The organism is Sphingobacterium sp. (genome assembly GCF_032065005.1).
GTDB lineage: Bacteria > Bacteroidota > Bacteroidia > Sphingobacteriales > Sphingobacteriaceae > Sphingobacterium.
In genome coordinates this window covers 350,556-377,322 of record NZ_DAMBMM010000004.1, presented here as the reverse complement: position 1 = coordinate 377,322, position 26,767 = coordinate 350,556, and the positions used below count along the sequence as shown (strand labels likewise).

At 40.6% G+C, this 26,767-nt stretch carries 22 protein-coding genes; 8 read left to right on the top strand and 14 right to left on the bottom strand.

Annotated features, from left to right (window positions below):
• The first annotated feature begins 23 nt into the window (after positions 1-23).
• On the top strand, positions 24-845 hold the full coding sequence (locus RT138_RS09020) for a glycogen/starch synthase (RefSeq protein WP_313190405.1): 822 nt from the start codon (positions 24-26) through the stop codon (positions 843-845).
• A gap of 836 nt (positions 846-1,681) precedes the next feature.
• Positions 1,682-2,167, top strand: a complete 486-nt coding sequence (ispF, locus tag RT138_RS09015; protein WP_093098616.1) for a 2-C-methyl-D-erythritol 2,4-cyclodiphosphate synthase — start codon at positions 1,682-1,684, stop codon at positions 2,165-2,167.
• On the opposite strand, the gene RT138_RS09010 is transcribed toward ispF, so the two are convergent.
• Complete coding sequence (locus RT138_RS09010) at positions 2,161-3,378, bottom strand: TCR/Tet family MFS transporter (RefSeq protein WP_313190404.1); 1,218 nt, start codon at positions 3,376-3,378, stop codon at positions 2,161-2,163. The genes ispF and RT138_RS09010 overlap by 7 nt on opposite strands.
• Before the next feature lie 223 nt (positions 3,379-3,601).
• On the opposite strand from RT138_RS09010, the gene RT138_RS09005 reads away from it, so the two are divergent.
• Both RT138_RS09005 and uvrC read left to right on the top strand, forming a co-directional pair.
• On the top strand, positions 3,602-5,863 hold the full coding sequence (locus RT138_RS09005) for a transglycosylase domain-containing protein (RefSeq protein ID WP_313190403.1): 2,262 nt from the start codon (positions 3,602-3,604) through the stop codon (positions 5,861-5,863).
• Between the two features lie 67 nt (positions 5,864-5,930).
• Positions 5,931-7,733: an excinuclease ABC subunit UvrC gene (uvrC, locus tag RT138_RS09000; protein ID WP_313190402.1), complete on the top strand. Its 1,803-nt coding sequence runs from the start codon at positions 5,931-5,933 to the stop codon at positions 7,731-7,733.
• A 4-nt stretch (positions 7,734-7,737) separates the two neighbouring features.
• Here uvrC and RT138_RS08995 read toward each other — a convergent pair whose 3' ends face one another.
• Together RT138_RS08995 and RT138_RS08990 are read right to left on the bottom strand one after the other, a co-directional pair.
• Positions 7,738-8,052 carry an iron-sulfur cluster assembly protein gene (locus RT138_RS08995; RefSeq protein WP_409529450.1) on the bottom strand — a complete coding sequence of 105 codons (315 nt, stop codon included), beginning with the start codon at positions 8,050-8,052 and terminating at the stop codon, positions 7,738-7,740.
• An 18-nt stretch (positions 8,053-8,070) separates the two neighbouring features.
• Positions 8,071-9,234: a glycosyltransferase family 4 protein gene (locus tag RT138_RS08990; RefSeq protein WP_313190400.1), complete on the bottom strand. Its 1,164-nt coding sequence runs from the start codon at positions 9,232-9,234 to the stop codon at positions 8,071-8,073.
• A gap of 113 nt (positions 9,235-9,347) precedes the next feature.
• On the opposite strand from RT138_RS08990, the gene RT138_RS08985 reads away from it, so the two are divergent.
• Positions 9,348-10,325: a polyprenyl synthetase family protein gene (locus RT138_RS08985; RefSeq protein ID WP_313190399.1), complete on the top strand. Its 978-nt coding sequence runs from the start codon at positions 9,348-9,350 to the stop codon at positions 10,323-10,325.
• Positions 10,326-10,395: 70 nt separating this feature from the next.
• The gene (locus tag RT138_RS08980) at positions 10,396-11,172 is read left to right on the top strand and encodes an amidohydrolase (protein ID WP_185210940.1); all 777 of its coding nucleotides are present in this window, start codon (positions 10,396-10,398) and stop codon (positions 11,170-11,172) included.
• A gap of 75 nt (positions 11,173-11,247) precedes the next feature.
• Here RT138_RS08980 and RT138_RS08975 read toward each other — a convergent pair whose 3' ends face one another.
• Positions 11,248-11,715, bottom strand: coding sequence for a hypothetical protein (locus RT138_RS08975; RefSeq protein WP_313190398.1), 468 nt, complete (start codon positions 11,713-11,715; stop codon positions 11,248-11,250).
• Between the two features lie 89 nt (positions 11,716-11,804).
• Here RT138_RS08975 and RT138_RS08970 point away from each other — a divergent pair, with 89 nt between their 5' ends.
• Entirely contained in the window at positions 11,805-12,248 is a 444-nt protein-coding gene (locus tag RT138_RS08970; RefSeq protein WP_313190397.1) for a MarR family transcriptional regulator, read from the top strand.
• A gap of 7 nt (positions 12,249-12,255) precedes the next feature.
• Here RT138_RS08970 and RT138_RS08965 read toward each other — a convergent pair whose 3' ends face one another.
• The 5 genes from RT138_RS08965 to RT138_RS08945 form a co-directional block, all read right to left on the bottom strand.
• Positions 12,256-13,809 carry an FMN-binding glutamate synthase family protein gene (locus RT138_RS08965; RefSeq protein WP_313190396.1) on the bottom strand — a complete coding sequence of 518 codons (1,554 nt, stop codon included), beginning with the start codon at positions 13,807-13,809 and terminating at the stop codon, positions 12,256-12,258.
• A 172-nt stretch (positions 13,810-13,981) separates the two neighbouring features.
• Positions 13,982-14,761, bottom strand: a complete 780-nt coding sequence (locus tag RT138_RS08960; protein ID WP_313190395.1) for a Rossmann-like and DUF2520 domain-containing protein — start codon at positions 14,759-14,761, stop codon at positions 13,982-13,984.
• Positions 14,761-17,229 (bottom strand): cytochrome c biogenesis protein CcsA, encoded by a 2,469-nt coding sequence (gene ccsA, locus RT138_RS08955; RefSeq protein WP_313190394.1) that lies wholly within the window; start codon positions 17,227-17,229, stop codon positions 14,761-14,763. The genes RT138_RS08960 and ccsA overlap by 1 nt, the downstream gene beginning before the upstream one ends.
• A gap of 22 nt (positions 17,230-17,251) precedes the next feature.
• The gene (locus RT138_RS08950; protein WP_185210929.1) at positions 17,252-17,671 is read right to left on the bottom strand and encodes a cytochrome c maturation protein CcmE; all 420 of its coding nucleotides are present in this window, start codon (positions 17,669-17,671) and stop codon (positions 17,252-17,254) included.
• A gap of 284 nt (positions 17,672-17,955) precedes the next feature.
• Entirely contained in the window at positions 17,956-19,188 is a 1,233-nt protein-coding gene (locus RT138_RS08945; RefSeq protein WP_313190393.1) for a dicarboxylate/amino acid:cation symporter, read from the bottom strand.
• Between the two features lie 60 nt (positions 19,189-19,248).
• On the opposite strand from RT138_RS08945, the gene mnmD reads away from it, so the two are divergent.
• Complete coding sequence (mnmD, locus tag RT138_RS08940; protein ID WP_313190392.1) at positions 19,249-19,914, top strand: tRNA (5-methylaminomethyl-2-thiouridine)(34)-methyltransferase MnmD; 666 nt, start codon at positions 19,249-19,251, stop codon at positions 19,912-19,914.
• A 6-nt stretch (positions 19,915-19,920) separates the two neighbouring features.
• Here the strand turns inward: mnmD and RT138_RS08935 are convergent, their stop codons facing one another.
• From RT138_RS08935 to RT138_RS08915, 5 genes are all read right to left on the bottom strand, one after another.
• On the bottom strand, positions 19,921-21,390 hold the full coding sequence (locus RT138_RS08935; protein ID WP_313190391.1) for a sulfatase: 1,470 nt from the start codon (positions 21,388-21,390) through the stop codon (positions 19,921-19,923).
• Positions 21,391-21,471: 81 nt separating this feature from the next.
• Positions 21,472-21,972, bottom strand: a complete 501-nt coding sequence (locus RT138_RS08930; RefSeq protein WP_185210923.1) for a peptidylprolyl isomerase — start codon at positions 21,970-21,972, stop codon at positions 21,472-21,474.
• Positions 21,973-21,992: 20 nt separating this feature from the next.
• Positions 21,993-24,002, bottom strand: coding sequence for a thioredoxin domain-containing protein (locus tag RT138_RS08925; RefSeq protein WP_313190390.1), 2,010 nt, complete (start codon positions 24,000-24,002; stop codon positions 21,993-21,995).
• A 21-nt stretch (positions 24,003-24,023) separates the two neighbouring features.
• Positions 24,024-24,509: a histidine phosphatase family protein gene (locus RT138_RS08920; protein WP_313190389.1), complete on the bottom strand. Its 486-nt coding sequence runs from the start codon at positions 24,507-24,509 to the stop codon at positions 24,024-24,026.
• A 78-nt stretch (positions 24,510-24,587) separates the two neighbouring features.
• The gene (locus RT138_RS08915; RefSeq protein WP_313190388.1) at positions 24,588-26,624 is read right to left on the bottom strand and encodes a glycosyltransferase; all 2,037 of its coding nucleotides are present in this window, start codon (positions 26,622-26,624) and stop codon (positions 24,588-24,590) included.
• Positions 26,625-26,767: the final 143 nt, after the last annotated feature.

The following is a 26,767-nucleotide window of genomic DNA, read 5'->3' as shown; positions in this document are numbered from 1 at the left end:
AATAATATAAAAAACAGTTGGAGATGGCAAAAACGAAAATCTTGTTTATAACCCATGAAATGTCGCCTTTCCTTGAACTAAGTAAAATTTCTGAAATAACACGCCAGTTACCACATGCTATGCAAGAAAAAGGGTTCGAAATCCGAATTCTGATGCCGCGTTTTGGTAATATTAATGAGCGCAGAAATCGTCTTCATGAAGTGATAAGGTTGTCGGGAATGAACATAGTGGTGGACAATAATGATAATCCGCTAATTATTAAGGTAGCATCATTGCCGGCGGCAAGGATGCAGGTGTACTTCTTGGACAATGAAGAGTACTTTCAGCGGAAAAAAGTTTTTCGTGATGAGCATGGTAAGGGCTTTGCAGACAATAATGAGCGTTCATTATTCTTCTGTAAAGGCGCTTTGGAAACCGTTAAGAAACTAGGATGGTCGCCAGATGTGGTTCACTGTCATGGATGGTTTACCGCGATGGTACCTGCTTACTTGAAAACAGTTTATCAGGATGATCCTACATTCAAAGATTCCAAAGTGTTCTTCTCCTTGTACAATGAAGAATTCGGAAACGATTCTTTAGGAAGCAAGTATGCTGAGATGGCTGCACAGTCAGACATTGATGCAAGCAAATTGAAGGATTATGGATCTGGCAGTTATGTTGATATCTATAAAGGTGCTCTATCCTTTACAGACGTTGCCGTGAAAGCCGACGCAGACATCAATCCGGAAATTCTTTCTTACATCCAAGAAAATAACATCCGTACCTTCGAACCTTCGTCAGATGAGGACTATGAAGCCTTTTCTGAACTATATGATGAGTTCGTAAACGAAGAAGTTTCAGCCTAAGCTGAGGATAAAAAGAGACCAAAAAAGGGCAGAGATCATTTCTCTGCCCTTTTTTGGTTTTTGTTTGAACCAGGATACCCAACGGCAGAGCTAAGGTATACCAAACTTCTTGTTACTTTTGAAGCCCAAAAGTAACCAAAAGGCTTCGGCCCATTTAAGGTGGCTTTTCGCACGGTCATCCGCACATGGACAAGAATGCCTTGTTGTCGGGGATATCTTCCTTCAAAATTCTCCCTTTTGATGGAGAATTTTTTGAAAGCATCCCAAGGCCAATCCCATCGCACGGGGCATCGGCATTCTTTCCATCTTTCCGCCACTGGAAATGAGCCGGGGGCTAAAGGGCTTTCTTCGGAAGGATAGATGTTTGTATATTGGCACTAAAAACCCACAACGTGGGTGAAATATTTATAGAACCTGGATGTTTGGAATTGCCAACCCACAGCGTGGGTGAAATATTTTTCAATAAATCTTTCTGAATAAGAAAATAGTTCGTTCGCGTTGCTCACGATGACACTTCTCTTAAAAATATAAAATAAACTGATTCTTCGTTTCACTCTGAATCTCTCCTTTGCACATTTTGATTCTGAACGATCAGTGAAGAATCTGTATGGTTTTTCGTCTCATTACCATGTCTTTCTCAATCGAAGATTGAGAAAGACATGGTAATGCAATCCTAATATTTATTCAAAATATAAAGCGGGCGTATTCGATACGCTCCTACAAAATTTACACCTGTCCAATGGAATGTTAGGCTAGATCATGGTCCATCCTCTTATCCCATACCCTGAGCGAAGCTGATGGGCATCCTGGTTCAATAATATTCCTTATCTTCGTACATGAAAATTAAAGTAGGATTTGGCTTTGATGTCCATCAGATGAAGGCAGGACATCCTTTTGTTGTTGGCGGTGTAACCTTGGATCATCATGCGGGAGCTTTTGGGCATTCGGATGCGGATGTTTTGGCGCATGCGATCTGCGATGCGATTTTAGGTGCTGCGAATCTGGAAGATATCGGATACCATTTTCCCAATACGGATGATCGCTGGAAGGGAGCCAATAGTTTGGACCTGTTGAGACATTGCATCAAGTTGATTAAGGATAAGGGCTTTGAGTTGGGCAATATTGATGGGATGCTTTGTTTAGAGGCGCCAAAGATCAAACCTTATATTCCGCAGATGAAAGCGAATATTGCGGAGGCTGCCGGAATATCTGTTGAGGATGTTTCCATAAAAGCGACGACAAATGAGCAGATGGGCTTTATCGGTAGGGAAGAAGGTGTGGTAGCCTATGCAGTCTGTTTGTTGGAGAAAACAAACTATTGATTAAATCGTCTAAAGTAATTGATGGCAATAACAGCTGCTGTCAAAGCTAAAAGACTTCCAAGATAAAAAGGTGCGCTCGGTAGATATATCGGGCCATTTTTTTTGGTGAAATAGGAGAATAAGGTGGTCATGAGTAAAGGTCCGATGATGGCCGTCAGACTGATAATACTGGCCAAACCGCCTTGAATCTGTCCTTGTTCGTTGGCTGGAGTATGGTTGGAGATGGAACTCTGCATGGCAGGTCCGGCGATTCCGGCAAATACGTAAAATATACTGGAGACAAAAAGGGCTAAGGTGCCTCCCGCCAATCCAAAACCAAGTAAGGAAATACAATTCAGCAATAGCCCAAAAATTATACTCTTTGGAATTCCAATCTTAGGGATGATAACGCGGATCAGTCCAGCTTGGACAATGGTAAGCAGGACGCCAATAATCCCTAAGGAATAACCCACCATCCGTTCATCCCAATGGAACTTTTCCATGGTAAAGTAGGACCAAGTACTCTGCACGGCATGTGCGGCAATATTGATCAAAAAAATACAGATGACCAAGGGCATGATCACGGGATATTTTCTGATATGGCGGAAGCTTCCTACCGGATTCGCGTTGATCCAGCGGAAATTTCTGCGGTGTTCTTTAGGCAATGATTCGGGAACCACAAAATAACCATAAAGGAAATTGAGAAAGGTAAGCCCTGCAGCGGCAAAGAATGGGTATCGAGGGCCATAATGCCCTAAAACTCCACCGATCACCGGTCCGATAATAAATCCAAGACCAAAGGCGGCACCGAGCAGGCCAAAATTCTGGGCTTTATTTTCCTTGGTTGAGACATCGGCAATATAGGCTGCGGCTACGGTATGGCTAGCTCCGGTGATTCCAGCGACCAATCTTCCGACGAAGAGCCAGAAAATACTGGGTGCAAATCCTATCAGGAGGTAGTTGATGGTAAATCCAAAAAGGGAGCAGAGCAGGACAGGTCTTCGGCCATAATGGTCACTTAAATTTCCGAGGATGGCGGCGAAGAAGAACTGGGTGAAAGCATAGCAGAAAGTCAACCAGCCACCATAAGCAGAAGCTTGGCTGAGGTTGCCGTGGATCAGTTCCTTGATCAGGGCAGGCATTACAGGGATAATAATTCCTAAACCAATGGAGTCTAAAACTACAGTAATAAATATAAAAAGTAACCCGGCTTGAGATTTTATTTTCGGCATATGCTACTCTAATATACTGTTTTTTTTGCCCCTGATAACGGATTCTGGAAAGAAATTTGGCCCTTAGACCACATTTTTTGGAACTATAAAGGTTAAGATTTATTTACATCGGGAAAAATATGGTATTTTTGTTGTTGCCAAATGAGATTTGGCACACTTACTGTTTATAGGGAAATGGACTTAAAGTAGTAAGGATAAGTTCGTTGTTTCATTAAATTATCAAATGAAGAGAGAATCAAAAAGTAGTAAACTTACAGAAGAGGATGTAAAGCGATATACAGGGGTCTTTTGGAAGGTGTTGTTGGGTTTGGTGGCTTTTGCATGTTTATTCCTCCTGAGTGTTAGAATTGGTATTTTTGGTAAGTTGCCTACCTTCAAGGATCTTGAAAATCCAAAAAGTAATTTAGCTTCAGAAATTTTGACCGATGACAATAGGGTCTTAGGAACCTATTTTGTTCACAACCGTTCAAACGTAAAATATACCGAGTTGGCTCCATCCTTGGTTCAAGCCTTGATCTCGACAGAGGACAAGCGTTTTTATGAACACTCTGGAATCGACTATTCACGTACCATGTCAACTGTACTGTTGACCTTGGCTGGAAACAAGCAAGGTGGTAGTACCATTACACAGCAGTTGGCCCTGAATCTTTTCGCTGAAAAAAGGGAAAAGAACTCCTTAAAACGTATCATGCAGAAATTCCAGGAATGGATTACCTCCGTTCGTTTGGAAAGAAACTATACCAAGGAAGAGATTGTGATGATGTATTTCAACACGGTTGATTTCGGGGCGTACAATACTTTTGGGATAAAATCAGCAGCAAGGACTTTCTTTAATTCCACTCCGGACAAATTAACACCGGATCAATCAGCGCTATTGGTCGGAATGTTGAAGGGACCTGGATATTATTCTCCTGTTCGTTACCCAGAAAGAGCGATTGCGAGAAGAAATTTGGTGCTCCAGAACATGAGGGACCAGAACTATATCACCAATGAAGAATTCGATAAGTATAAAGCGCAGCCTTTGGGCTTGAAATTGACGATCTCGAATTATGGTGAAGGATTGGCGCCTTATTTCCGTGCGGTATTAAAAGAGGAGATCAAGAAAGAATTCCAACGTCTGGCGATTACCAAACCAGATGGAACCCCATACGACCTAGATCGTGATGGATTAAAAGTATATACGCCAATCAATTACAAGATGCAACAATACGCAGAAGAAGCTCAAAAAGAGTGGATGCGTCGTCTGCAGAATGAATTTGACAAGCAATGGAGAAGAAGGAATGCCTTTACTGGAAAGAATGCCAATCTATTGGTAACGGGAATGAAACGTTCGGACCGTTATAGAGTCTTGAAAGCGGAAGGTCTATCGGAGGATCAGATCAAGAAAGATTTTGAGAAGAAAGTTCCGATGAACTTGTTTACCTGGAAGGGCGCGGTGGATACGGTAATGTCTCCGATGGACTCCATCAAATACACCAAGTTATTCTTGCGTAATGCGATGATATCCATGGAACCTCAAACAGGATATATCCGTGCATGGGTTGGTGGTGTTGATTTTGAGCATTTCAAATATGACCAAGTAAAATTAGGTACCCGTCAGGTAGGTTCGACTGCGAAACCATTTGTCTATGCATACGCCATCGATAATGGATATGGACCATGTGTTTCGGTTCCCAACCATATGCGTACTTATGGCGATTGGACACCAAGAGGAACAACCCAGGGTGGTGACCCTATTACCTTGAAAAATGCAATCAAATACTCCCAAAACTTTGCATCAGCTTATCTGATCAGTGAGGTTGGTGCAGCCAATGTTGCAGATCTGACCAAACGTATGGGTGTGAACTCGAATATTCCGAGCAACCTATCCATAGCCTTGGGATCCTATGATGCATCATTATTTGATATGGTTGGAGCGTATTCTGCATTTGTAAACCAAGGAACCTGGGTAGAGCCAACGATGATCTTGAGAATTGAAGATAAAAACGGTTCTCCGATCTATGAAAAGGCCCCTAAAGTATTGAAAGCCTTGAACAGTGAGACTGCTTATGCAATGGTAGATATGCTGAAAGGTGTTGTGGACGGGGGTACTGGTTCACGATTGAGATGGGACCCTAACTTTGGTGGATTGAAAAACCCAATCGGAGGTAAAACAGGTACAACCAACGACAACTCGGATGCCTGGTTTATCGGTATTACACCGGAACTTGTTACTGGAGTTTGGACGGGTGCAGAGGATCGTGGAATCAGCTTTAGCAGTATGCAATATGGACAAGGTGCCGCTGCAGCGATGCCGGTATTTGGTCTGTACATGAATAAGGTGTACAAGGATAAAGACCTGAATTATACGCAGGAAGATTTTCCTCAGCCTCCAGGAGGAATCACGAGGTTTGAGATGAACTGTTCCAACTTCTCGCAATTCTATGGAAATGATCCTTCGAAGAGCGATTCACAAATATTGGAAGACGATAGGTTAGGATTTTAACCGTTTCTTTAATAAATTAGACCAGACCTTTATTCTTCAGAAATAAAGGTCTGTTTTTTTTGCTACGATGGAATTTGACTATAAGAAAGAATTGACCAAGATTCCCCATAAACCAGGGGTTTATCAGTATTTTGACAAGGATGATACGCTGATCTATGTAGGGAAGGCGAAGAACCTGCGGAATAGGGTTGGTTCTTATTTTGTCAACGAAAACCAACTCAACAGCAAAACTAGGGTATTGGTCCGTAAGATCAGGCGGATTGCCTTTACCATTGTCGATACCGAAATTGATGCTTGGTTATTGGAAAATAACTTGATCAAAAAGCATCAACCTCGATATAATGTCATGCTTAAGGATGACAAGACCTATCCCTGGATCGTCATCAAGAATGAACCCTTTCCGAGAATATTCTGGACCCGTAAATACATCAAGGACGGTTCCAAATACTACGGACCCTATGCTTCTGTAGGGATGATGCATATCATCTTGGACATGATCAGGGAGTTATTCCCATTGCGTACCTGTAACCTGAGCCTGACCGAGGAGAATATTTCAAAAGGAAAGTTTAAGGTCTGTTTGGAATATCAGTTAGGAAACTGTTTGGGCCCATGTGAAGGGTATCAATCGGAGGAGAACTATGATGAGAACCTTTCTGACATCAAGGATATCTTGAATGGTAAGATAGCGGTGGTAACCAATCGGATCAAGGAACAAATGAACGAAGCCGTTCAACAAATGGATTTTGAAGGGGCGCATAAACTTAAGGTCAAGTTGGATAAGCTATCCAACTATCAAAGCAAGTCCACCGTGGTTAGTTCTTCCATTACGAATGTGGACGTATTCAGTATTGCATCTGAAGATAATTATGCCTTTGTAAACTTCTTGAAGGTAGTAAACGGTGTCGTGATCCAGACCCAGACCGTCGAATTGAAAAAACGGTTGGATGAAACCAATGAAGAATTATTGGCCATTGCCATTCCACAGTTGAGATCGCGATTCAGAAGCCATTCCAGGGAGATCATCGTTCCTTTTGAATTGGATATTGAAGGCAATGAAGATATCAAGTTCCATGTGCCTAAACTAGGAGATAAAAAGAAATTATTGGAGCTTTCACAAAAGAACGTGGCCTACTTTAAGAAGGAGCGCCTATTGCAATATGAGAAGCTCAACCCCGAGGTGAAGACGGACAGGATCTTGAAGCAAATGCAAAAGGACCTTCGCTTGCCACAATTGCCAAAACATATAGAATGTTTTGATAACTCGAATATACAGGGTAACTATCCTGTTTCAGCGGTCGTGGTCTTCAAGGATTCCAAACCTTCGAAAAAAGACTATAGGCATTTCAATGTAAAGACTGTTGAAGGGCCGAATGATTTTGCGACGATGGAGGAGGCTGTTTTCAGGCGTTATAGAAGACTTTTGGATGAAGACCAGACGTTGCCGCAACTGATCATCATTGATGGGGGTAAGGGGCAATTGGGAGCTGCCCTGAAGAGTTTGAAGTTGTTGGGGATAGAGAAGCAGGTCACTGTAATCGGTATTGCCAAACGATTGGAAGAACTCTATTATCCGGGAGACCAGTATCCGTTATATCTAGATAAAAAATCGGAAACCTTAAAGATCATTCAGCACCTGCGGGATGAAGCGCATCGGTTCGGTATTACTTTCCACAGAAACCAGCGGAGTCGGAAAACCTTTGTTTCGGAGCTGGACAATATTCCAGGCATTGGCAAGGTTACGGTCGAGAAACTATTGAAGACTTTTAAATCGGTGAAGAAAGTTCGGGAAGCGTCAGAAGAAGAATTAAAAAAAGTGCTTAATCTAAAACAGATGCAAGCACTTAAAACGTATTTTGCTGATAAAAGCTAGATTTTTACATAAATCCTAATTCCAGTTTAGCTTCTTCAGACATCATGTCTTTCGTCCAAGGTGGATCGAAGGTAAGTTCAACTACAGCCTCTTCGATACCCTCGATTGCAGCAACTTTTTGTTGCACCTCATCCATGATCTGTCCGGCCACAGGACAAGCAGGGGCAGTCAATGTCATGACGATCTTCGCTTTTTTATTTTCCTTGGTTATGATTTCATAGATCAATCCTAGATCCAATATGTTAGCGGGTTTTAATTCGGGGTCGTAAATTGTGGAAAGGGCTTCTTGAATTTGAGGAGCAAGGCCCAACCTATCCATGATGATTATATTCATATCTTAATTTTTTGAATCAGCCAGTACCTCTGCATAGATTCTTTCAAGTTCATCCATTACAATGGCTTGGCTGTATTTATCTAAATATTCTTTTTGGCAGTTTGCTTTGATTTCCAAGATCTTCTCTTTGGGGAGTGATATCCATTCTGCCAAGGTCTGAACCATATTGATATGGTTGTGAGGGTCAAACAATAACCCGGTATACAAAGGTACAACCATTTCATTTAAAATGCCAATACTACTGGCAATGACAGGTGTACCCAGCGCATATGCTTCCAGAACGGCTAAGGGCATGGATTCGTAGCATACTGATGGTACGATGACTGCGGAGGCGGATGCAATTTGATTGCTCAAGGTCTGCTTGTCCTGGAAACCCATGTATTGCATGTTTGGGCTATGGCTACAGATCAATTCCACCTCTTTCTGTAAAGGCCCTGTTCCATAGATCTTAATCTGATGATTGGTTGCTTTCCAAGCGTGTAATAAAGGGATGATGCCCTTTTCTTCCGACAATCGACCGACATAGACAAAATAATCAGATGTATACTCCTTGTTCACCTCTGCTACTTTTACGAAGTTTGGTTTGACGGTGAATTTATCCATTGGAACATTGAACTTGGACTTTGCAAAGATGGATTTGGAAAATTCAGAGAGGACGATGTAGCGGTCTATAGCCTTGAAGGTACCTCTTTTTCTATGGACCCAATAGGTGAAAGCTGTCCAGAAGGTTTTGATAAAGGAGTTTTCCAATACTTTCTTCTTAACGGCATCCCATGGGAAGTCTGCATTGATGGAGTTTAAGTAAATGTTTCCATCATAAAACAAGGTTGCAGAAGGGCAGATCAACCTAAAATTATGCAGGGTCATGACCATTGGGATCTTCATTTTTTTGATATGAAGGATAAACAGCGGACCTAAAGCATAATGCATATTGTGGATATGAACAATATCCGGTTTGAAGGCTTCGATGCGTTCCTTGATTTTTTTTACCTCGGGCCAATTTATGGGGTAGAGCAGATATTGTAGGTATCCTTTTGTCCCTCTGACATTGCGTACGGTATAAAGATCTACTTCATGGTTCTTTCTTAAAGCTTCCATTTCTTGACCCATGACAAAATCCTCGCCGCCTATATGTTGGTATTGATTGTGTATGATGAGTATGCGCATGAGTAGATCCTTAAAAATTCCCTGCAATTTACATGTTAAAAGGCTAAAATCAAATCCTAAGGCTTCAGCTATTCCGTCTCAAATTGTTATCTTCGTCCTAATTTTACAAGATTATGTTCGAACAGCATCCCTATGGCAAGTTGATTGCTGGATATATTCAAAATGCTGAGTTTCCAAAACAACCTGCCGACTTATATGATCCAATAGCTTATATCCTTTCCTTGGCTGGCAAGCGCATCCGACCGATGTTGGTCCTGATGGGAGCAAAGTTGTTTGGCAAGGAAAATTTGGAGGAGGTTCTTCCTGCAAGTATCGCCATAGAATATTTCCATAATTTCTCGTTGATACATGATGATATTATGGATCGGGCGCCCTTGAGAAGAGGCAAGGAAACAGTTCATCAGAAATGGAACGATAATGTTGCGATCCTATCTGGCGATGCCTTATTGGTGAAAGCCTATCAAGAATTGGGAAAAAGTCCTGCTGACCGTATCCCAAGCTTATTGCATGTGTTCAGTAAGATCGCTTTGGAAGTTTGCGAGGGGCAGCAATTGGATATGGATTTCGAGAATATGGCAGATGTATCTGAGGATGATTATCTGAATATGATCCGTTTGAAAACATCGGTTTTACTTGGTGGAGCACTGCAAATGGGAGCGATATTGGCGCATGCTGATGAGCAGCAGCAACAATTGATCTATGATTTTGGAGTGAATCTGGGAATAGCCTTTCAGCTTCAAGATGATTACCTAGATGTTTACGGGGATCCTAAGACCTTTGGAAAGCAGGTAGGCGGTGATATCCTATGCAACAAGAAGACGTATTTAAGGATAAAGACAGAGCATTTGATTGATGATTCCGCTAGGGCAGAGTTTGGGGAACTGATCAATTCGGATGATATAAAAGATACAGAGAAAGTAAGCCGAATGAAAAATCTATATGCGAGATTTAATATCGACAGGCATGCTGAAGAAATTAAGTTGCGATTTATGGATCTGGCTTACAATAAATTGGAAGAAATTGCCGTTCCTGAATCGCAGAAGGTGGAATTGAAGAATTTAGCAGATACTTTGATGCACCGTACACGCTAATTATGAAAATTGCCAAGATTTTTATAATTTGGTGAAAACAGAAAAAGAATTAATAGAGCTAAGGACATTAATGGAGCCACTAAAAATCACCATATTTCAAGCATACCTTTTTTGGGAGAATGTAGATAAGAACCTTCAGAATTTAGGTTTAAGGCTGTCTTCATTGCGTGAGAAAACGGATCTGATTATTTTGCCAGAGATGTTCAATACAGGCTTTACCACGAATGTGGAAAAATGTGCAGAGACCATGAATGGCAAGACCATGCATTGGTTGTATGAGACAGCGAAGAAGTTTGAATGTGTAGTTGCAGGTACCTTGATCATTGAGGAAGACAGTAAGTATTTCAATCGATTTGTGTGGATGTCGCCAGATGGCAGCTTTGTACATTACGATAAAAGACATTTATTTTCAATGGCCGGCGAGGATAAAGTCTTCACTGCAGGACAATCGCGTATTATTTTCCAGTTGAAAGGTTGGAGAATCTGTCCGATGATCTGTTATGACCTGCGATTTCCGACTTGGTCGAGGAATCAGAATGGGGCATATGATCTGATGGTCTATACGGCGAGTTGGCCAGACAAGCGATCATCGCATTGGCGTGCATTGATACCGGCACGTGCTATTGAAAATCAAGCATTTGTAATCGGTGTGAACCGAGTAGGCCATGATGGGAAAGAAGTATATTATTCAGGTGGATCGATGTGTATCTCGCCGAATGGTGATGTAGTTTACTATAAGCCAGAAGATGAAGACCTGTATACCTTTACCCTGAACCCTAAAGATTTGGAGGAAAGTAGAGAGCAATTTCCTTTCCTGAAGGACCAAGACCAATTTAAATTCTTATAGTTCATTTGAACAGTTAAGAGTTAGGCCAATTTGAAATTCAATTTATTTCTGATTCAGAGGATCAAGAGGTTATTATCAATCCTTATACGGTCTTTCTAAGACTGCTTGTTGGACGATGGCTTGACGGAGGTTAAAGTGTTGAGGCTCTAGGTCTATGACTTCCATTGGTTTTCTTTCGGATTTCAATTTCTCTTCTTTGAGTCTTTTTTCAGCAGCCAATCTTTTCTGTTCTATTTTTCTTTGCCTTGCTATTTCCACTTCATCGTAAGATGGAATCTCGCTATAGGTTTCTACCTGTTTGGGTTTTTGGAATACGACAGGTTTTGGAGCCGGTTTAGTGGTCTGAACAGGGGCAGGGGCTGGTTTAGTTTGTTGAAATGGATTTTGGTTTGGAAGTTTCTTTTTGAGCTCTTCCAATCTTTTTTTAGCTTTTTCTTGCTCTTCTTGGTAGCCTTGGTAAATCTTGTAGATTACACTGCCGATAACGATAAGAATGATTAAAATAGGATTATCCATATCTATAAAAATAGCTAAATTTTTCATTGAAATTATTTATCATAGATAAATAATTTGCAATTACAGCAATTAATCATTTAATTGCATCAACAACTTTATTACCAAATTAACCTGATATGATAACAAATGAGATTTATTATGCAAATGAATTCTATTCATTCTTAACGGGGAGAGTTTCAACAGCAATTGGCAGACGCTTGCAAAGGAACTTTAAGGATAGTGGACTTCATATTACAGCGGAGCAATGGAGCGTCCTTTATTTCCTATGGGAATCGGAAGGATTGAGCCAACAGGAGATTGCCAAGCTGACCTTTCGCGACAAACCCAGTGTATCGCGATTGATTTCCAATCTAGAAAAACAGAAGCTATTGGTGCGGGTGAGCAGTTCTGGAGACAAACGGGCAAACCAGATCTATCTAACGGCGCAGGGCCATAAAATCAAGGATAAGTGTATGCAACAAGCAGAAAAAACTATCTCTGAAGCTATGGCGGGTGTTGATAGAAACTCTATGAAACAGGCCCAACAGCTTTTGGAGATAGTTTTTAATAACTTGAAGTAAGATTGGCTTAATCAAATACTTCCGGAGCGAAGTCGCTGCGGTTGTTTACCAATTTACCTGTATTCTTAAAGTAAATATCTTGGAAGCTTAGTGTATTCTGACTATCGACCTTACGGAAGAATTTGTCAGCATTGACCTCATCGAGGCTATTGAAACCACAGGCTTCCATGATTTCTACGGTAGCACGTAATGTGTTACGGTGGAACTGTGCTACACGCACATATTTATCTTCTACGTCCAATCCTTTGTAAAGGTGAGGCTGTTGCGTTGCAACACCTACCGGACATACGTCTTCATTACATTTCAGGGCTTGGATACAGCCTAATGCGAACATCATTCCACGTGCGCTATAGCATGCATCAGCACCTAAAGCGATCACTTTCAGGATATCAAATCCCGTAACGATTCTACTTGAAACGATGATTTTGATATGTTTCTTCAATCCGAAGTTGATCAAGGTCGTAGTTACGAAAGCCAAGGCATCGTAAAGCGGCATACCCAAGTTGTCCGTGAATTCCAAAGGAGCAGCACCGGTACCACCTTCTGATCCATCGATAGAGATGAAGTCAGGCATGATCTGGGTCTCTTGCATCGCCTGGCAGATTTCGATGAACTCTTGTTTATCACCTATACAAAGTTTGAAACCTACAGGTTTGTAATCGGAAAGTTCACGCAGCTTTTGGATAAAGTTCATCATCTCTACAGGAGTTTTGAATGAACTGTGTGCCGGTGGAGACATTACATCTGTACCCGGAACAACGTGACGGATCGCAGCAACCTCAGGGGTGTTTTTTGCCGCCGGAAGGATACCTCCATGACCAGGCTTAGCACCTTGAGAAAGTTTCAATTCGATCATTTTCACATAAGGGCGGGTCGATTTTTCACGGAAAAGGTTTGGTTCAAAGTAACCATTTTCATCCCTACAGCCGAAATAACCGGTACCCACCTGCCAAATCAGGTCACCACCGTTGATATGGTATTGTGAAATACCACCTTCACCGGTATTGTGGGCAAAGTTTTGTAAGGCTGCACCTTTATTTAAGGCAGTAATGGCCGTGCGGCTCAATGCTCCGTAACTCATTGCGGAGATGTTGAACACGCTTAAGCTATAAGGTTGCTTACAGGCTGCATTACCTACAGTAGTACGCAAATTGTGATCTTCGATATGAACAGGGAAGATACTGTGTGCAGCCCATTCGTTTCCTACAGCCTGCGGGTCGCTTTGCATACCGAAGGCAACAGTTTCACGTTGGTTTTTCGCACGTTGATAAACGATAGAACGCTGACGTCTGTTGAAAGGTCTACCATCTGTATCAGACTCCCAGAAGTATTGTCTTAATTCTGGGCGGATGGACTCCAAGAAATAACGGAAGTATCCAACCACGGGATAGTTTCTTAAGATCGCATGTTTCGTTTGGAAACTGTGATATAGGGCGATGATTAAGAGCGGGAATGGAATCAGTAACAACCAAAACCATTTTGGAGTAAAGATGACACCAAAAGAGATAATTATTAGGTTTACTAAAATAATGATCCCTAGGATGAGTTTTCTTACCTGCATGATGAAATTATTATGCTAAACTTATTATAATTTATTACCACAGTCTAGGTTCCGCCATAAATGTGCCATAAACGGAACAAGAACCCTATAACCGGTTATTTGCATGCAAAATTAGCAAGTTCAGAGGGTATTATGAAAAAATTAGTAAGAAGTTTAAAGATTTATTGAATTGTTAATTTTCTGAATTATTCTCTCTTGTTTTAATAATAAGGTCCGATATTTTTTGGTAAATAAGTTGCCAATCAGGATGGGGGCTAAGAAAGTTGAAATGCGTAACCATGGTTGTTTTGTCATTTCTTGCTGCAGGTCCTGTCTGAACCTGTCTAGGTTCGTGATTTTGCACTTTTTCTGCCGTTGCCTGGATGATCGGACGGATGAGATCGAAGGGTAGATTATGCTCTTGGAGCAGGTCATAGGAAAGCTGGAAAAGAGCGTTGCTGAAGTTGTTTGCAAAAACAGCGGAGACATGCAAGGCAAGCCTCTGTTGTGAATTGCAAGCGAATGTATAATCTGAAATCTCGCTGGCTATTTGCAAGAGTGCTTGAGCGGATTTTTCATTGTTTCCTTCAATGCCGAAGGGGGTATGGCTCAGATCTACCTCCTTGTCCTTGGAAAAACTCTGGATAGGGTAAATCACCCCGTGGTTTTTGAACTTCTTGAGAACTTCAATTTCAGTGGCACCTGAGCAATGGGCAATGATGCCTTCCAGATCATTCGGAAGGTTTTGAGCAAGCTCAGCGATTGCTGAATCAGAAACGGCCAATAGATAGAGATCGGCCTTGGAGTCCAATTGAGCGAAGTTATCGATAGCCTGAGCGGATAAAACATTAGCCAATGCATTGGCATTGGCTAATGTTCTAGAATATACTTGAGCAACATGATGTCCAGCATCAGTGAATGCTTTCCCAAGGTGGGTCGCAATATTTCCACTGCCGATAAGGACGATATTCATTATGCTGCTTGTTTAGCTTCTTTAATTTTATTGTCTTTTAGTCTACGATAAATGGCCATTCCAAAACCAATGGTCATGACGATGGTACCACACCAGAAGAAGTTGATATAAGGGAATTTGATGGCTTTGAATACCACCCATTTCTTTTCTGGAAGAGGTTTTTGGTAAGCCATTAATTCCAGTTTGTTCTTCTCTGGCATAATCTTCGTAAATCTGAATCTTAGCCCTTGTTCTGGGACATCTTTATAGAAATCGAAGGTATTGCCACCTTTGATCAAAAAGATTGGTTCTACAGGGAATTCCTTGCCATCTGAAGCAACCACCTTGATCTTTAATCCAACCAAAATGTCATCGTCAGCCTTTGGCATGTTTTCCAATTTAGCATCCTTGTTGATGCCTTGGATCACATAGAATCCATTTCTATAACGAAGGGTATCACCAACATTGACCTCATAGGTTGCAGGTTCTTCATAGTCTTCAAAACCAGCACTTCCTTCCTGAGCATCCTGTTCAGCTGGTTTCTGGGAATCAGAAGCTGCTGCGGTGATAACCGTATAGATGTCATGGGTAAGGAAATGTTTCGTTCCTGGAGTTCCGATCAATCCACCCATTTGCGGGTTGTTCTGCGCAAAAGGCTTTAAGACAAAGGAATTTTTGATGTTGCCTGTCTCTTCGTCGATTTCATCGTATTTGATTTTATAAAAGACGTTAGGTTTGGCAACAGAGTCACCGATGTAAGTGATCTTGTATTTTCCCATATCAACAGGTTCACCTTCTGTTAAGAACAGGTTGTCCCCTGGTTTTTCTACTTGGTCAAATCCTGCTACGGCGATATAGTTACTGCTGTTTACAGAAACCACCTCGTTGGTAGCTGCAGCGATCAATGCTCCGATTAGCAAAAGACCAAAACCAATATGGGATACAGCTGATCCTGCCAAGCGCCATTTACCTTTGAACGAATCACCCAATACCCTTAAGTTCACCAAGATTGCGAACACCGAAGTAAAGGTGATCAGGATGAACATGATATTGGTGTAAATATTTGTGAAGTAAACGATAGCTGCTGAGATGACCAAAGCGAAGATAAAGGATGCCAGAGTAGCTGCCCAAAACTTTTTGCTATCGGTACGTTTGTATTTTAGGAATTGCGTAAATGCAGTTAATAGCATGACAACAACTGCAAATGCACCTTGCCATTTGTTGTAATGAGGAATTGGGTCTACCGGAGGGGCTACCTTTGTTCCAAACAATGCATTGAATACGGGAATGGAGGTCGTTGCGATCATCTGCACACAGGCAACGGTAAGGACCAATGCACCGATGAATAACCAAAATTCGCGTGAATATATTTCTTCTTCTTTCTTGGTGCTTGGCATTTCTTTTCTTCTTGCAACCAATAACACGATCATAATGATCAAGAAAATAAGGTTGAAGATGATAAGCTGCCCGGACATCCCTAAACTGGTGAAGGAGTGTACCGATGTTTCGCCCAAGATACCGCTACGTGTCAGATACGAAGCATAGATTACAAGGACAAAGCTGATCATTGCCAAGAATACGGCAGTAAAGTAAGCATGTCCAGTGTTTTTATAAGCTACCATGACGTGAACGGCAGCAATCAAGGTCAACCAAGGAATGATCGATACGTTTTCAACAGGGTCCCAAGCCCAGAAGCCACCAAAGTTCAGTGCTTCATACGCCCAGAAAGATCCCATGATGATACCTGCACCAAGGATCATCACTGCGAATAATGCCCAAGGCAATCCTGGATTGATCCATTCTTTATAGCGTTTTTGCCAAAGTCCGGCTGCTGCGTAAGCAAAAGGAACGATCATGGATGCAAAGCCTAAGAATAAGGTAGGAGGGTGGATAACCATCCAATAGTTCTGTAACAATGGGTTTAATCCACGGCCATCTTTGATCATGCTCAGGTAATTCGGATCCTTTAGGATAGGCCAGTTCATGGCATCCCTAAGCAAAATAAATGGTGAACTACCAATGCGGGAACCGAAGACCTCTACACCTAACAGCATGGACGCCAAGAAAAGTTGACATAGCATGACAAAGGTCATCACCGGGCTTTCCCAGCTTTTCGCCTTGAATACTAGGATAGACCCTATGACCACTTGCCAGAACATCCATAGCCAAAAACTTCCCTCTTGCCCTTCCCAGAATGATGAAATGATATAATGGGTAGGCAGGGTCATCGATGAATGCGCATAGGCATAGTGATATACGAAAAGGTGATTGTAGATGATATAAAAAAGGGTGGCACCAATCACAACGATTGACAGGGCATTAAGCCAAAAGCCAATACGCCCTAATTGTTTCCAAGATTTTTCTTCAGGGTATTTGGTTGCAAAGAAATAGGAAATGAAGGATAATAATGCTGCTCCAAAAGAAAGGACTACGAAAAACTGTCCAATTTGACCTGGAAGTAGATTTTCTCCAACGTAATTTACGTCCATAGAATATTGAGGTATTGAATTGTTAATTGACTGATGCTGTTGCTGGGGTAGATGATGTTTCAATCACCTCCATTTGATCCTGATTGTATTTCGAAGGACATTTCATCAAAATCTTGCTGGCATGGAAAACATTACCTTCCATTTTACCGGTCAAAACAATTTGTTCAGAACGCTCGATATCCTGAGGTTTAGAACCATTGAATACTACCTGACACTCTGTACTGTCATTGTCAAACATGTAAAAAGAGAAATGATTTGCATCCTTCACAGGATCATAATGCAGATCTTTTTGTTTATTCAAAACACCTACTACATAGATCTCTGTCTTCTTTTCCCTCGCCTCAGTAAATGTTGAATATGTACTAGAATCGGTATAGATCACAAGTATCATCGCAATAGCTATCGCTATAATTACAATTAAAATGATCGAACTTTTCTTCATCTCTATATGAATATAATATTAACCAACTGCAAAATTACGAAATAGTAGTGCAAGGAATGAATTTAGCAATGAAATTGAGTTATTTAGAATGTTTCTATTTAAGTTACGTTAAATTTTGTAAGTGTCTTGAATATAGCCTTTTGTGAAGGTTTCGAAGGTGTTTGGTTCTTGATTTCCAGAAAAATCTAATTTCAGGCTTTTGTAATAAAAGTGATTCAAATAAGAAAGCTCAGTCAAATTATTGTTTTTGAATGAGCTTTCCTATATTCTTTTATCCTTATTTATTAAGCTTCAGCTTGTTCTGGGTTAAATTTTTCTCCTGAGAATCTGGTGACTAACATTGCGGCGACGGTGTCACCTGTTGCATTCAGGACGGTGGCTAATGGGTCTACCAAGGCGCCGATAATCAATATAGATGGTACTGCTTCATTTGGTATTCCATAGATGGAGATCATTAGCATTTCTCCGATAAATCCTCCATTGGGAATCCCCCCAGCAACCATAGAGACCAAGACGGTGATGCCTACTGCGGTAATCAAGGTGGTTGGCTCAAAGAAATTCCATCCTAAGATGGAGAAAGCGACATAGATCTTTAGGATAGATGAAATGGCGGATCCGTTTTTGTAAAGGGTGTTTCCCAAAGGTACCACGATACTAGATATTTCTTTTGGAATGCCAATCCTGTTGGAAGCAATCAGGTTTGCGGGCAAAGTTGCCAAGCTGCTGCAGGTACTGATGGCTGTTAATGATGGTGAAATATTATGTTTCCAATAAGACTTTACGCCTGATGAACCTTTTGCAACAAAGGCATAAAGGCTGAAGAATACGATAAAAAATACGACTCCAAAACCATAGTAGAACCCTAATGGCTTGGCATAGAATCCAAAGAGTTCAGGACCTAAGGTCTTTACCTGATAGGCGAAATATGCTCCTAATCCAACAGGGCCAGCTTTCATGACCAAGATCAAAAGGTTTTCCATAACCTTGTTTCCAGCATTCAAGAAGGCAGTGAACTGTTTTCCCATCTCACCAGATTTACGGGTTGCCGTTCCGACCAAAAGGGCAAAGATGACAAAGGCCAAAATGTTTTTTCGGGAAAGCAGGTTGGCAAACTCATCAACACTCAAAAAACGCACGATTCGGTCGCCCCATGTTTCATCGGCATTGGTGGAAAGGGCTTCATTGACTGCCGAACCATCTGAAATGGCGGTGACAGGAAATGCCCAAAGTCCAGCGATGGTCGCTATGGCTGCGATGATAATCGTTCCGATAAATACCGCTGTCATAACCCCTATGGTCTTTCCAAGTTTGTTACTGTCCTCAATATTGGCAATGGAAGATGAAATGGCAAAGAATAGAAGTGGGATTACGGAAACGAAGAGTAAGTTTAAGAAAATATCACCTATGGGTTTAAGGATATCAACAGCCTGAGGGAAGAATATTCCGATCAGACTACCAATAGTAATACCTATTAGAAGTAAGATGATACTTCCGTAATTTTTTAGGATTTCTTTCATTTAAGTAATTTGCTCAAGCTAAAATAGTTGTTTTTATTTTAGATTTGCCAAAAATATATAATGGAATTCGTTAAAACAGCAGATGGCTCAAAAACTTTGTACCATGAGGAGGTGGGAGAGCATTACCATTCTAAACATGGTGCGCATCAAGAAAGTGTCCATGTATTTTTGAATACAGGGTTACGGTATTGGTTGGAGAAGGAATCAAGTGGTTCGGCATCTGTCTTGGAGATTGGATTCGGGACGGGATTGAATTTCTTGATGACAGCAGATTATTGCCATCAGCATCAGATTTCCCTTGATTATGTTGGCATTGAGGCTTTCCCCTTGAGCCAAGAATTGATTCAGCAGTCTGATTATGGTCAATATGTTGCTGACGTTATTTGGGAGAGTTTTGTTGAAAAATACCCAAATGCAATCAATTCAAGAACCAAACTTTTAGATACTGTACAGGTTGAAGTTGCTCATCAGAAAGTGATGGAATTTCATAGTGATGAACTTTTTGATGTTATCTATTTTGATGCCTTTGCAGAGATTCATCAGCCAGAAATGTGGACTCCTGAGACTTTAGCTCATGTTTGCCAATTCCTGAAATCGGGAGGTGTCTTTGTGACTTATGCCATTACGGGCAACTTAAAACGAGCGATGAAAGCTTTGGGTTTTAGCATTGAAAAAGCGCCTGGTGCTCCCGGAAAACGTGAAATGTTGAGAGCAACCAAGCTTTAGGATTTCTTATTTTTTAGGGATTCTCCCTACAGGTCTTCGATTTTGTCCCTCAGCCTTGGTCAGGTTGTCTCCAAGATCTCTACGGGCTTCATCAGCAATTTCGAGTAATTTCTCTAATACCTCTGGATTCTGTTCGATGACATTGTACCGTTCTCCAGGATCGCGGCGGAGGTCGTATAACTCCATGGTTTTTATTTCTAGTTCTTTGTAATTGCCTCCAAAGCCATCATTTCCGGGAAGTATACCTTCGTAAGATCTGGACTTGTGTGGAAAGACCAGCTTCCAGTTTTCAAAACGGACTGCCTCCAGGTCATTCTGGTTGTAATAATAGTACATGGATTTGCGTGGAGCTTCTGCCTTAGGATCTTTGATCTGTGCCAAGAAGCTAATTCCATCAATTTGATTAGGATTGTCTTTATAATTCACGATCTCAGCAACCGTAGCAAAAATATCCATGCTGCTGGTAAGGTTGTTGTTGATCTGACCTTCCTTAATCATGTTTGGCCAATAGATGATGCAAGGGACACGCTGCCCACCTTCCCAACTGGCTCCTTTGCCTTCTCTAAACCCTCCTGATGAACCATTATGATTGCCGAAGTTAAGCCAAGGCCCATTATCACTGGTAAAAATTACAATCGTGTTGTCGCTCAGGCCATTTGATTTTAAGGTTTGGAAAATCTGCCCCATGGAATCATCTATTTCGTGCATGACATCCCCATATAGCCCTTGATCAGATGTACCTCGGAATTTTTTTGAAGCAGCAATGGGCACATGGGTCATGCTATGGGCTAAATACAGAAAGAATGGATTGTCCTTATTGGCTTTGATAAAGTCTAGAGCCTGTTTAGTGTAGTTTTCAGTTAATACCGCTTGATCTTCAAGGTTGTTAATTTTCAACACCGTATCTGGAATACTTTGTCCATTTTTTATCTTCAATAGAGGTAATACAGGGTATTTTGAAACATAGCTATCAGGTTTAGCAGGCTTACCATCAAAGCCTACTGGCCACATATCGTTGGAGTAGGGGATTCCATAATAGGCGTCAAAGCCTTGTTTGGTAGGAAGAAATTCCGGTTCGCTTCCAAGGTGCCATTTGCCGATGATCTGTGTGCTGTAGCCTTTGCTCTTGAGCAATTCAGCCATGGTGATCTCATCTGGGTTCAGGCCCACTCCAGTAGAAGGCATAAATGCTCCACTGATCCCCATCCGATTAGGATAGTTACCCGTCAATAATGCCGATCTAGAGGCTGAGCAGACCGCTTGAGGTACAAGGAAATTGGTGAAGCGGATTCCATTATTTGCCATCCTGTCCAATTCTGTTGTATGATATCCCAACGCTCCGGTAACACCAAGGTCACCATAGCCAAGGTCATCCATAAAGACGAGGATAATATTAGGCTTAGTCAGATTTTTCTGTGCAAAAGCATTGTTAAAGAGGATGCTTATTGCGAGCAGCAAGGGAATTCGATAAATCATAGGGCTTAGGTCTTTTAACTAATATAAGCAAAAAAAGGTCGCTGAGATAAACCCCAGCGACCTTTTTTGTGTTAAATTTTCTTAGTGTCCTTCGTTACCATCGGCACCGTGAGCATGTCCATGAGATAATTCTTCAGGAGTAGCTTCGCGAGTGTCTAAGATTTCGATATCGAAGTTTAATTTTTTACCAGCCATTGGGTGGTTCAAGTCAGCAACAACTGCATCTGGAGTTACTTCTACAACAACAGCACGGAATTGGTTTCCTTGGTTGTCTTGTAAAGGAAGAACTTCACCAACTGGAGGAAGTCCAGTTTCTTTGAACATATCAGCAGGTAATTGTGCAATAGCACGATCATCGCGTTCGCCATAAGCATCAACCGCTTCTAACTCGAATGATTTTTTGTCACCAGCAGCTAAACCAGCGATGTTTTCTTCGAATTTAGGAAGCATCATGCCTACACCATATAAAAATGTTAAAGGATTTTCAGTCGTTGTTTGCTCTACAAATGTTTTTTCACCGTTATCTTCAATTGTGTGAAGAACGTAATTCAATGTTACTACATTGTTGTTTTCTACTGCCATTCTGATTAGATTGTGGGAATCTATCCCTGTTTATTATTTATTAATTCTATAATATCCGTAATTGACGATTGTGGAAGGCTGCAGGTTTTCTTCTGACAAAGGTATGCTTTGTCTTCCACTGTGTTTTTATGCTCTAACAAAGGAAGACTGCTTTTTGTTCCCCCTAAAGTGATTTTGTTGGGGATGTAATATTGATCTAATTCCTTTCGCCAAGCCTCACCTTGATCTCCCGTGATTGCGATCTCCCAAACGCCAAAGTGGAGTTCTAAGAGTTGGATTGCCCAATTTGAATAGGCCGAACCATAGGATTTAATATGAGGAAAAACATTGGCAAAAACTCGATCTGCAATTTCCGTGTACCTACTATTATCAAATAATACGCCGAGTTTGAACAATGAACGCACTATTGTGGAAGAGGAAGCCGGAATTACATTGTCCATAATCTCACTTTTTCTCGCAATCAGAACTTCAGCGTCCTTACTGCTGTAATAAAATACAGCTTCATTCTCATCAAAAAACTGGGATATCGCTATTTCTAGGTAAGATTTTGCACGCTCAAGCCACTTTTCCTCAAAGGTTGCCTCGTATAAAGCTATATAGGCTTCAATGGTAAATGCATAATCATCTAGAAAACCAAAAATTGTTCTGTTGTGGTCTGACGGCTGATGAAGAAGTCTGCCATTTTGGCAACAATGCTCTTCGATAAAGGTTGCAATGCCTTCCGCTAATTCTAAAAAATGGGAATTAGCAAAGGTCCTATAGGAGTCAATTAACCCTTTCATGAACAAGGCATTCCAGGTAGTCAACTGTTTATGGTCCAATCCTGGTCTAATCCTTTTGCTTCTATATTGAAGGAGTTTTGCTTTTATTTCTTTTAGGTGCTCCTGCCATTCATCCTCACTGTAACCCGCTTCCTTGATGAGTTGATTATCCTCGGGGTTTACAAATGGGATGTTGATTTGTTCTTCAGTCCAATTTCCACTTTTTTTGATGTTGAATAAGTTTCTCGCGAGTTCAGCATCTTCACCCAAAACATCAAACTCTGCATAGTCGAAGGTATAGAATTTACCTTCTACACCTTCCGAATCAGCATCAAGTGCTGAATAGAAGCCTCCATTTGGATCCCGCATTTCGCGTTCAGCCCAAGCTATGGTTTCTTCAACAATGTTTTTATATAATATTTGGGGTCTGTTTTGATAAGCTTCACTATAGAGACTCAATAACTGACCATTATCATAGAGCATTTTTTCAAAATGGGGGACATGCCACTTCCCATCCACAGAATAGCGGGCAAATCCACCCCCAACCTGATCATAGATGCCACCATTTGCCATTTTTTCTAATGTAAAATGAACATGGTCTACCACCCCTTTATCATGGTTTAAGAAACCATAACGTAAGAAAAAGATCCAGTTATTGGGAAGAGGAAATTTAGGAGCACGAGTATAACCACCGTTTTTACCATCAAATTGCTCCTTCCACGGTTCTACGACCTGGACGATATCACTTAGGGTATATTGTTCAGGAATGTTCTGTATGGGGAGTTTTTCAGCTTGCTGGATGCCTTGGGTAAGTTTTTCAGCATAATCTATGGCAACCTCAGGTTTTTCTTCCCACATTTGCGCAATCTGTAGCAGAATCTGTTGCCAATCATTTGGCTTAAAATAAGTTCCGCCATAGATTGGTCTGCCATCTGGGAGACAGATACAGTTTAGGGGCCAGCCACCGGAATTGGTCATTAATTGAACCGCAATCATATAGATCTGATCAATATCCGGACGTTCTTCTCGATCTACCTTAATGCAAACAAAAAACTTATTCATGGTTTGCGCGACGGCCTCATTTTCGAAACTCTCGCGCTCCATTACATGGCACCAGTGACAAGCCGAATAGCCAATGCTAACGATGATTAACTTGTTCTCTTCTTTTGCCTTATTTAATGCTTCTTCACCCCATGGAAACCAATGAACAGGATTGTGTTCATGTTGCTTTAAATATGGGGAACTTTCACCTTGTAGTTTGTTTGCCATAACATACGAAGGTAAAAACTATTATTTTAATAATCCTACTAGGTTGGCAGTTCCTCCTCCTAACATTTCAAAGGTCAGATCACCTTCAAGCTGTAAAATTGATACATTGGAAGTAGCCAGCTCAATTTCAGAATGGCTCAGATAGTTGGTCAGGTTAGAAAGCCCTGGATTATGACCAAATATCAACAGGGTATCATATTCATCCGGAACGCTATTGATCACTTTTAGGATATCCATAAAATGGGCCTCATAAATATCTCTCGTCTGGTGGATGGATTCTTTAGGGTAGCCAAGCACTTCACAAAATAATTCTGCTGTTTGGATGGCACGGTTTGCAGAGGATGAGATGGCAAGGGTCTTTTCATCTATTTTAAAAGAGTCTTTTAGCTTTTGAGCAATCCTTTCCGCTCTTTCTCTGCCCTTTTTTTGTAGGTCTCTATAAAAATCATCTTTTGAAAAAGAGTGTTCTTCAGCTTTGGCGTGCCTGATAAGATATAATGTTTTCATGTTTTGAATACCTAGTTAAAACACCAAGATAAAGAAATATTAATTAACAAATCGTTCTGAAATTGTTAAGTATTATAACTAAACCCTGTAATTCTCAATGAATTGTATGCTGTCCTTAAGCTTTTCAACCGAAAATGGCCTCAAACTTTTCTCAGAATTATCTTGCAGTTTTTTCCAAAGCACTTCATCATTGTACAAGCGTAAGATTTGCTCAGCGAATTTCTCTGTCGTATTGGCGTCAAGAATATTGATTCCATCTTGAAGATTCATTCCTTCTGCCCCAATCTTGTTGGTGATTACTGGTAAATAATATTCAAAGGCTTGGCCGATTTTTCCTTTAACGCCTGCGCCGTAACGAAGTGGAGCGATCATGTACTTCGTGTTGAGGTAAAAAGGTTCTATATCTTCAACGAAACCATGGAAAACAACGTTTTTTAAGGTTTTCTTTTCTTCATCAATATGTTCATCCAAGTCTCCTACAACATGTAGTTTTATTACTGGATTGACTTTCCAAACCGCGGGCATGATTTCATCAATCAAGTAATTTACAGCGTCAATATTTGGAGTATGTTTAGATCCGACAAATAGGATTCCTGAACGATCTTGGAAGCGCGGTGTTTCTTCTATCTTGATCCTTGGATAGTGGATGTTTGAAATCACATGAAGTTTCCTGTCGTCACAGAATTTACCCATATAAATCTTTTCCTGTTCAGAAATTGGAATTACGATATCAGCTTTTTCGGCTGCTTCCAATTCATACTGGTAAAACTTTTTATAGAGCTTTTTGAGTTCTTTATTGTTTTCCTCAAACTCTAATGCCCTTTTAAATCTTAAATGATGGATGTCTACCATATCAAAGATTACTTTGGCATTTGGAATGTACTTTTGGGCAGTTTTGTAATATTTATTAAAACTAATGGCCGTATGGAACCATACGATCGGCTGATGGAATACACTTCTTTTTAAAAATTGAACCACATCATTTTTAGCATGATGCTCATAAACCACGCAAATCCCTAACTTCTGGTAAAACTCGTTCGAATCATTCTCAAATTTGTTCTGCGTTGTAATCAAGGTGACTTGATAGCCCAATTCACAAAATTCCTTCATGATCTCTGTAAACCGTATCTCTCCTGAATTATTGTCAACTTTAGGCATTTGGTCGTGAAAGAAAATTATCTGTTTGTTGTTATTGATTTCCAACTTCCTTTCTTCGACGGTATTAGACTTTATTTTATCAAGGTATTTGCCCCAGCGAGAATAAAATATTTCCTTGTTTTTCTTAAAGATCATTTCTTTTTGAAGCGCTTTCTCTTGACTTTTATTCTTATAGGTCAGACCGTCAAAATGAATCACTTTTGAAAATGGACTGAAGTAAATTTTCTTCCCTTGGTCATATCTTATTCTAAAACAAAGGTCTGTTTCTTCAAAATATGCAGGTTTATAAATAGGGTCTAATAGATTGAGATTTCCTAGATCATCCGTTTTCCTGAAGAGTAGGCTGCATCCAGATGCATAATCCACCTCATACACATAATTAACTTCTGGAAAATATGCAGGAACATTATTGACCTGATGGATTCTTTCCGCACTTAATAAAAGCGAACCAGCTTCCTGAAGGGAACCATCGGTATTCAAGATCATAGATCCCACTGCTCCAACATCCTCTTTCGTGTTGAATACATTGACCAATTCATCTAAAAAACCTTTATTCACGAGGGTGTCATTGTTTAATAAATAGATGAAATCGCCTTTTGCTGTCCTAATACCTTTATTTACACTCTCTAAAAAGCCTAAATTGGTATCATTGGTTATTTGAACGGTGTTCTCAATATCCGAAAAATCGATGGCATCTTGGCTGCAATCATTGATTAATAGGAGTTCGAAGCTATTCTCGGGTAAATTTTGATGGATGGATTTTATACAGGCTCTAGTTGTCGCTTCCATGTTATAATATGGAATGATAATAGAGACTAAGGGTTGTTTCGTTTCAGGAAAAACAAGGGTTTCTTTAACTAAATCAGGCTCTTGAACATTTATTGTAAATTCATTGATCGTATTCTTTAGTCGTTTCTTTTTCTCGAAATATAATCTGATCTGCTTAGATAAACCCATTTATATATTGTAAAGTATTTTATAATAACTATCAAAAATCTAACCGTAAGTAAATTTTAGACGAAATTTATAATAAAAATGCTACAGAACTAGTCGATTTTAAATGCTAAACCATCAAATTCCTGTGAATATTTTTTATGTTT

Bases quoted from the DNA above. Each gene is read 5' to 3' on its own strand.
- RT138_RS08960 (WP_313190395.1), bottom strand. From the start codon at position 14,761: ATGAATATCGTCCTTATCGGCAGTGGAAATATTGCGACCCACCTTGGG.
- RT138_RS08970 (WP_313190397.1), top strand. From the start codon at position 11,805: ATGATAACAAATGAGATTTATTATGCAAATGAATTCTATTCATTCTTA.
- RT138_RS08965 (WP_313190396.1), bottom strand. From the start codon at position 13,809: ATGCAGGTAAGAAAACTCATCCTAGGGATCATTATTTTAGTAAACCTA.
- RT138_RS08975 (WP_313190398.1), bottom strand. From the start codon at position 11,715: ATGAAAAATTTAGCTATTTTTATAGATATGGATAATCCTATTTTAATC.
- RT138_RS08995 (WP_409529450.1), bottom strand. From the start codon at position 8,052: ATGGATAGGTTGGGCCTTGCTCCTCAAATTCAAGAAGCCCTTTCCACA.
- RT138_RS08950 (WP_185210929.1), bottom strand. From the start codon at position 17,671: ATGAAGAAAAGTTCGATCATTTTAATTGTAATTATAGCGATAGCTATT.
- RT138_RS09020 (WP_313190405.1), top strand. From the start codon at position 24: ATGGCAAAAACGAAAATCTTGTTTATAACCCATGAAATGTCGCCTTTC.
- RT138_RS08945 (WP_313190393.1), bottom strand. From the start codon at position 19,188: ATGAAAGAAATCCTAAAAAATTACGGAAGTATCATCTTACTTCTAATA.
- RT138_RS08930 (WP_185210923.1), bottom strand. From the start codon at position 21,972: ATGGCAGTAGAAAACAACAATGTAGTAACATTGAATTACGTTCTTCAC.
- ccsA (WP_313190394.1), bottom strand. From the start codon at position 17,229: ATGGACGTAAATTACGTTGGAGAAAATCTACTTCCAGGTCAAATTGGA.
- mnmD (WP_313190392.1), top strand. From the start codon at position 19,249: ATGGAATTCGTTAAAACAGCAGATGGCTCAAAAACTTTGTACCATGAG.
- RT138_RS08985 (WP_313190399.1), top strand. From the start codon at position 9,348: ATGTTCGAACAGCATCCCTATGGCAAGTTGATTGCTGGATATATTCAA.
- ispF (WP_093098616.1), top strand. From the start codon at position 1,682: ATGAAAATTAAAGTAGGATTTGGCTTTGATGTCCATCAGATGAAGGCA.
- RT138_RS08980 (WP_185210940.1), top strand. From the start codon at position 10,396: ATGGAGCCACTAAAAATCACCATATTTCAAGCATACCTTTTTTGGGAG.
- RT138_RS08915 (WP_313190388.1), bottom strand. From the start codon at position 26,624: ATGGGTTTATCTAAGCAGATCAGATTATATTTCGAGAAAAAGAAACGA.
- RT138_RS08935 (WP_313190391.1), bottom strand. From the start codon at position 21,390: ATGATTTATCGAATTCCCTTGCTGCTCGCAATAAGCATCCTCTTTAAC.
- uvrC (WP_313190402.1), top strand. From the start codon at position 5,931: ATGGAATTTGACTATAAGAAAGAATTGACCAAGATTCCCCATAAACCA.
- RT138_RS09005 (WP_313190403.1), top strand. From the start codon at position 3,602: ATGAAGAGAGAATCAAAAAGTAGTAAACTTACAGAAGAGGATGTAAAG.
- RT138_RS09010 (WP_313190404.1), bottom strand. From the start codon at position 3,378: ATGCCGAAAATAAAATCTCAAGCCGGGTTACTTTTTATATTTATTACT.
- RT138_RS08920 (WP_313190389.1), bottom strand. From the start codon at position 24,509: ATGAAAACATTATATCTTATCAGGCACGCCAAAGCTGAAGAACACTCT.
- RT138_RS08925 (WP_313190390.1), bottom strand. From the start codon at position 24,002: ATGGCAAACAAACTACAAGGTGAAAGTTCCCCATATTTAAAGCAACAT.
- RT138_RS08990 (WP_313190400.1), bottom strand. From the start codon at position 9,234: ATGCGCATACTCATCATACACAATCAATACCAACATATAGGCGGCGAG.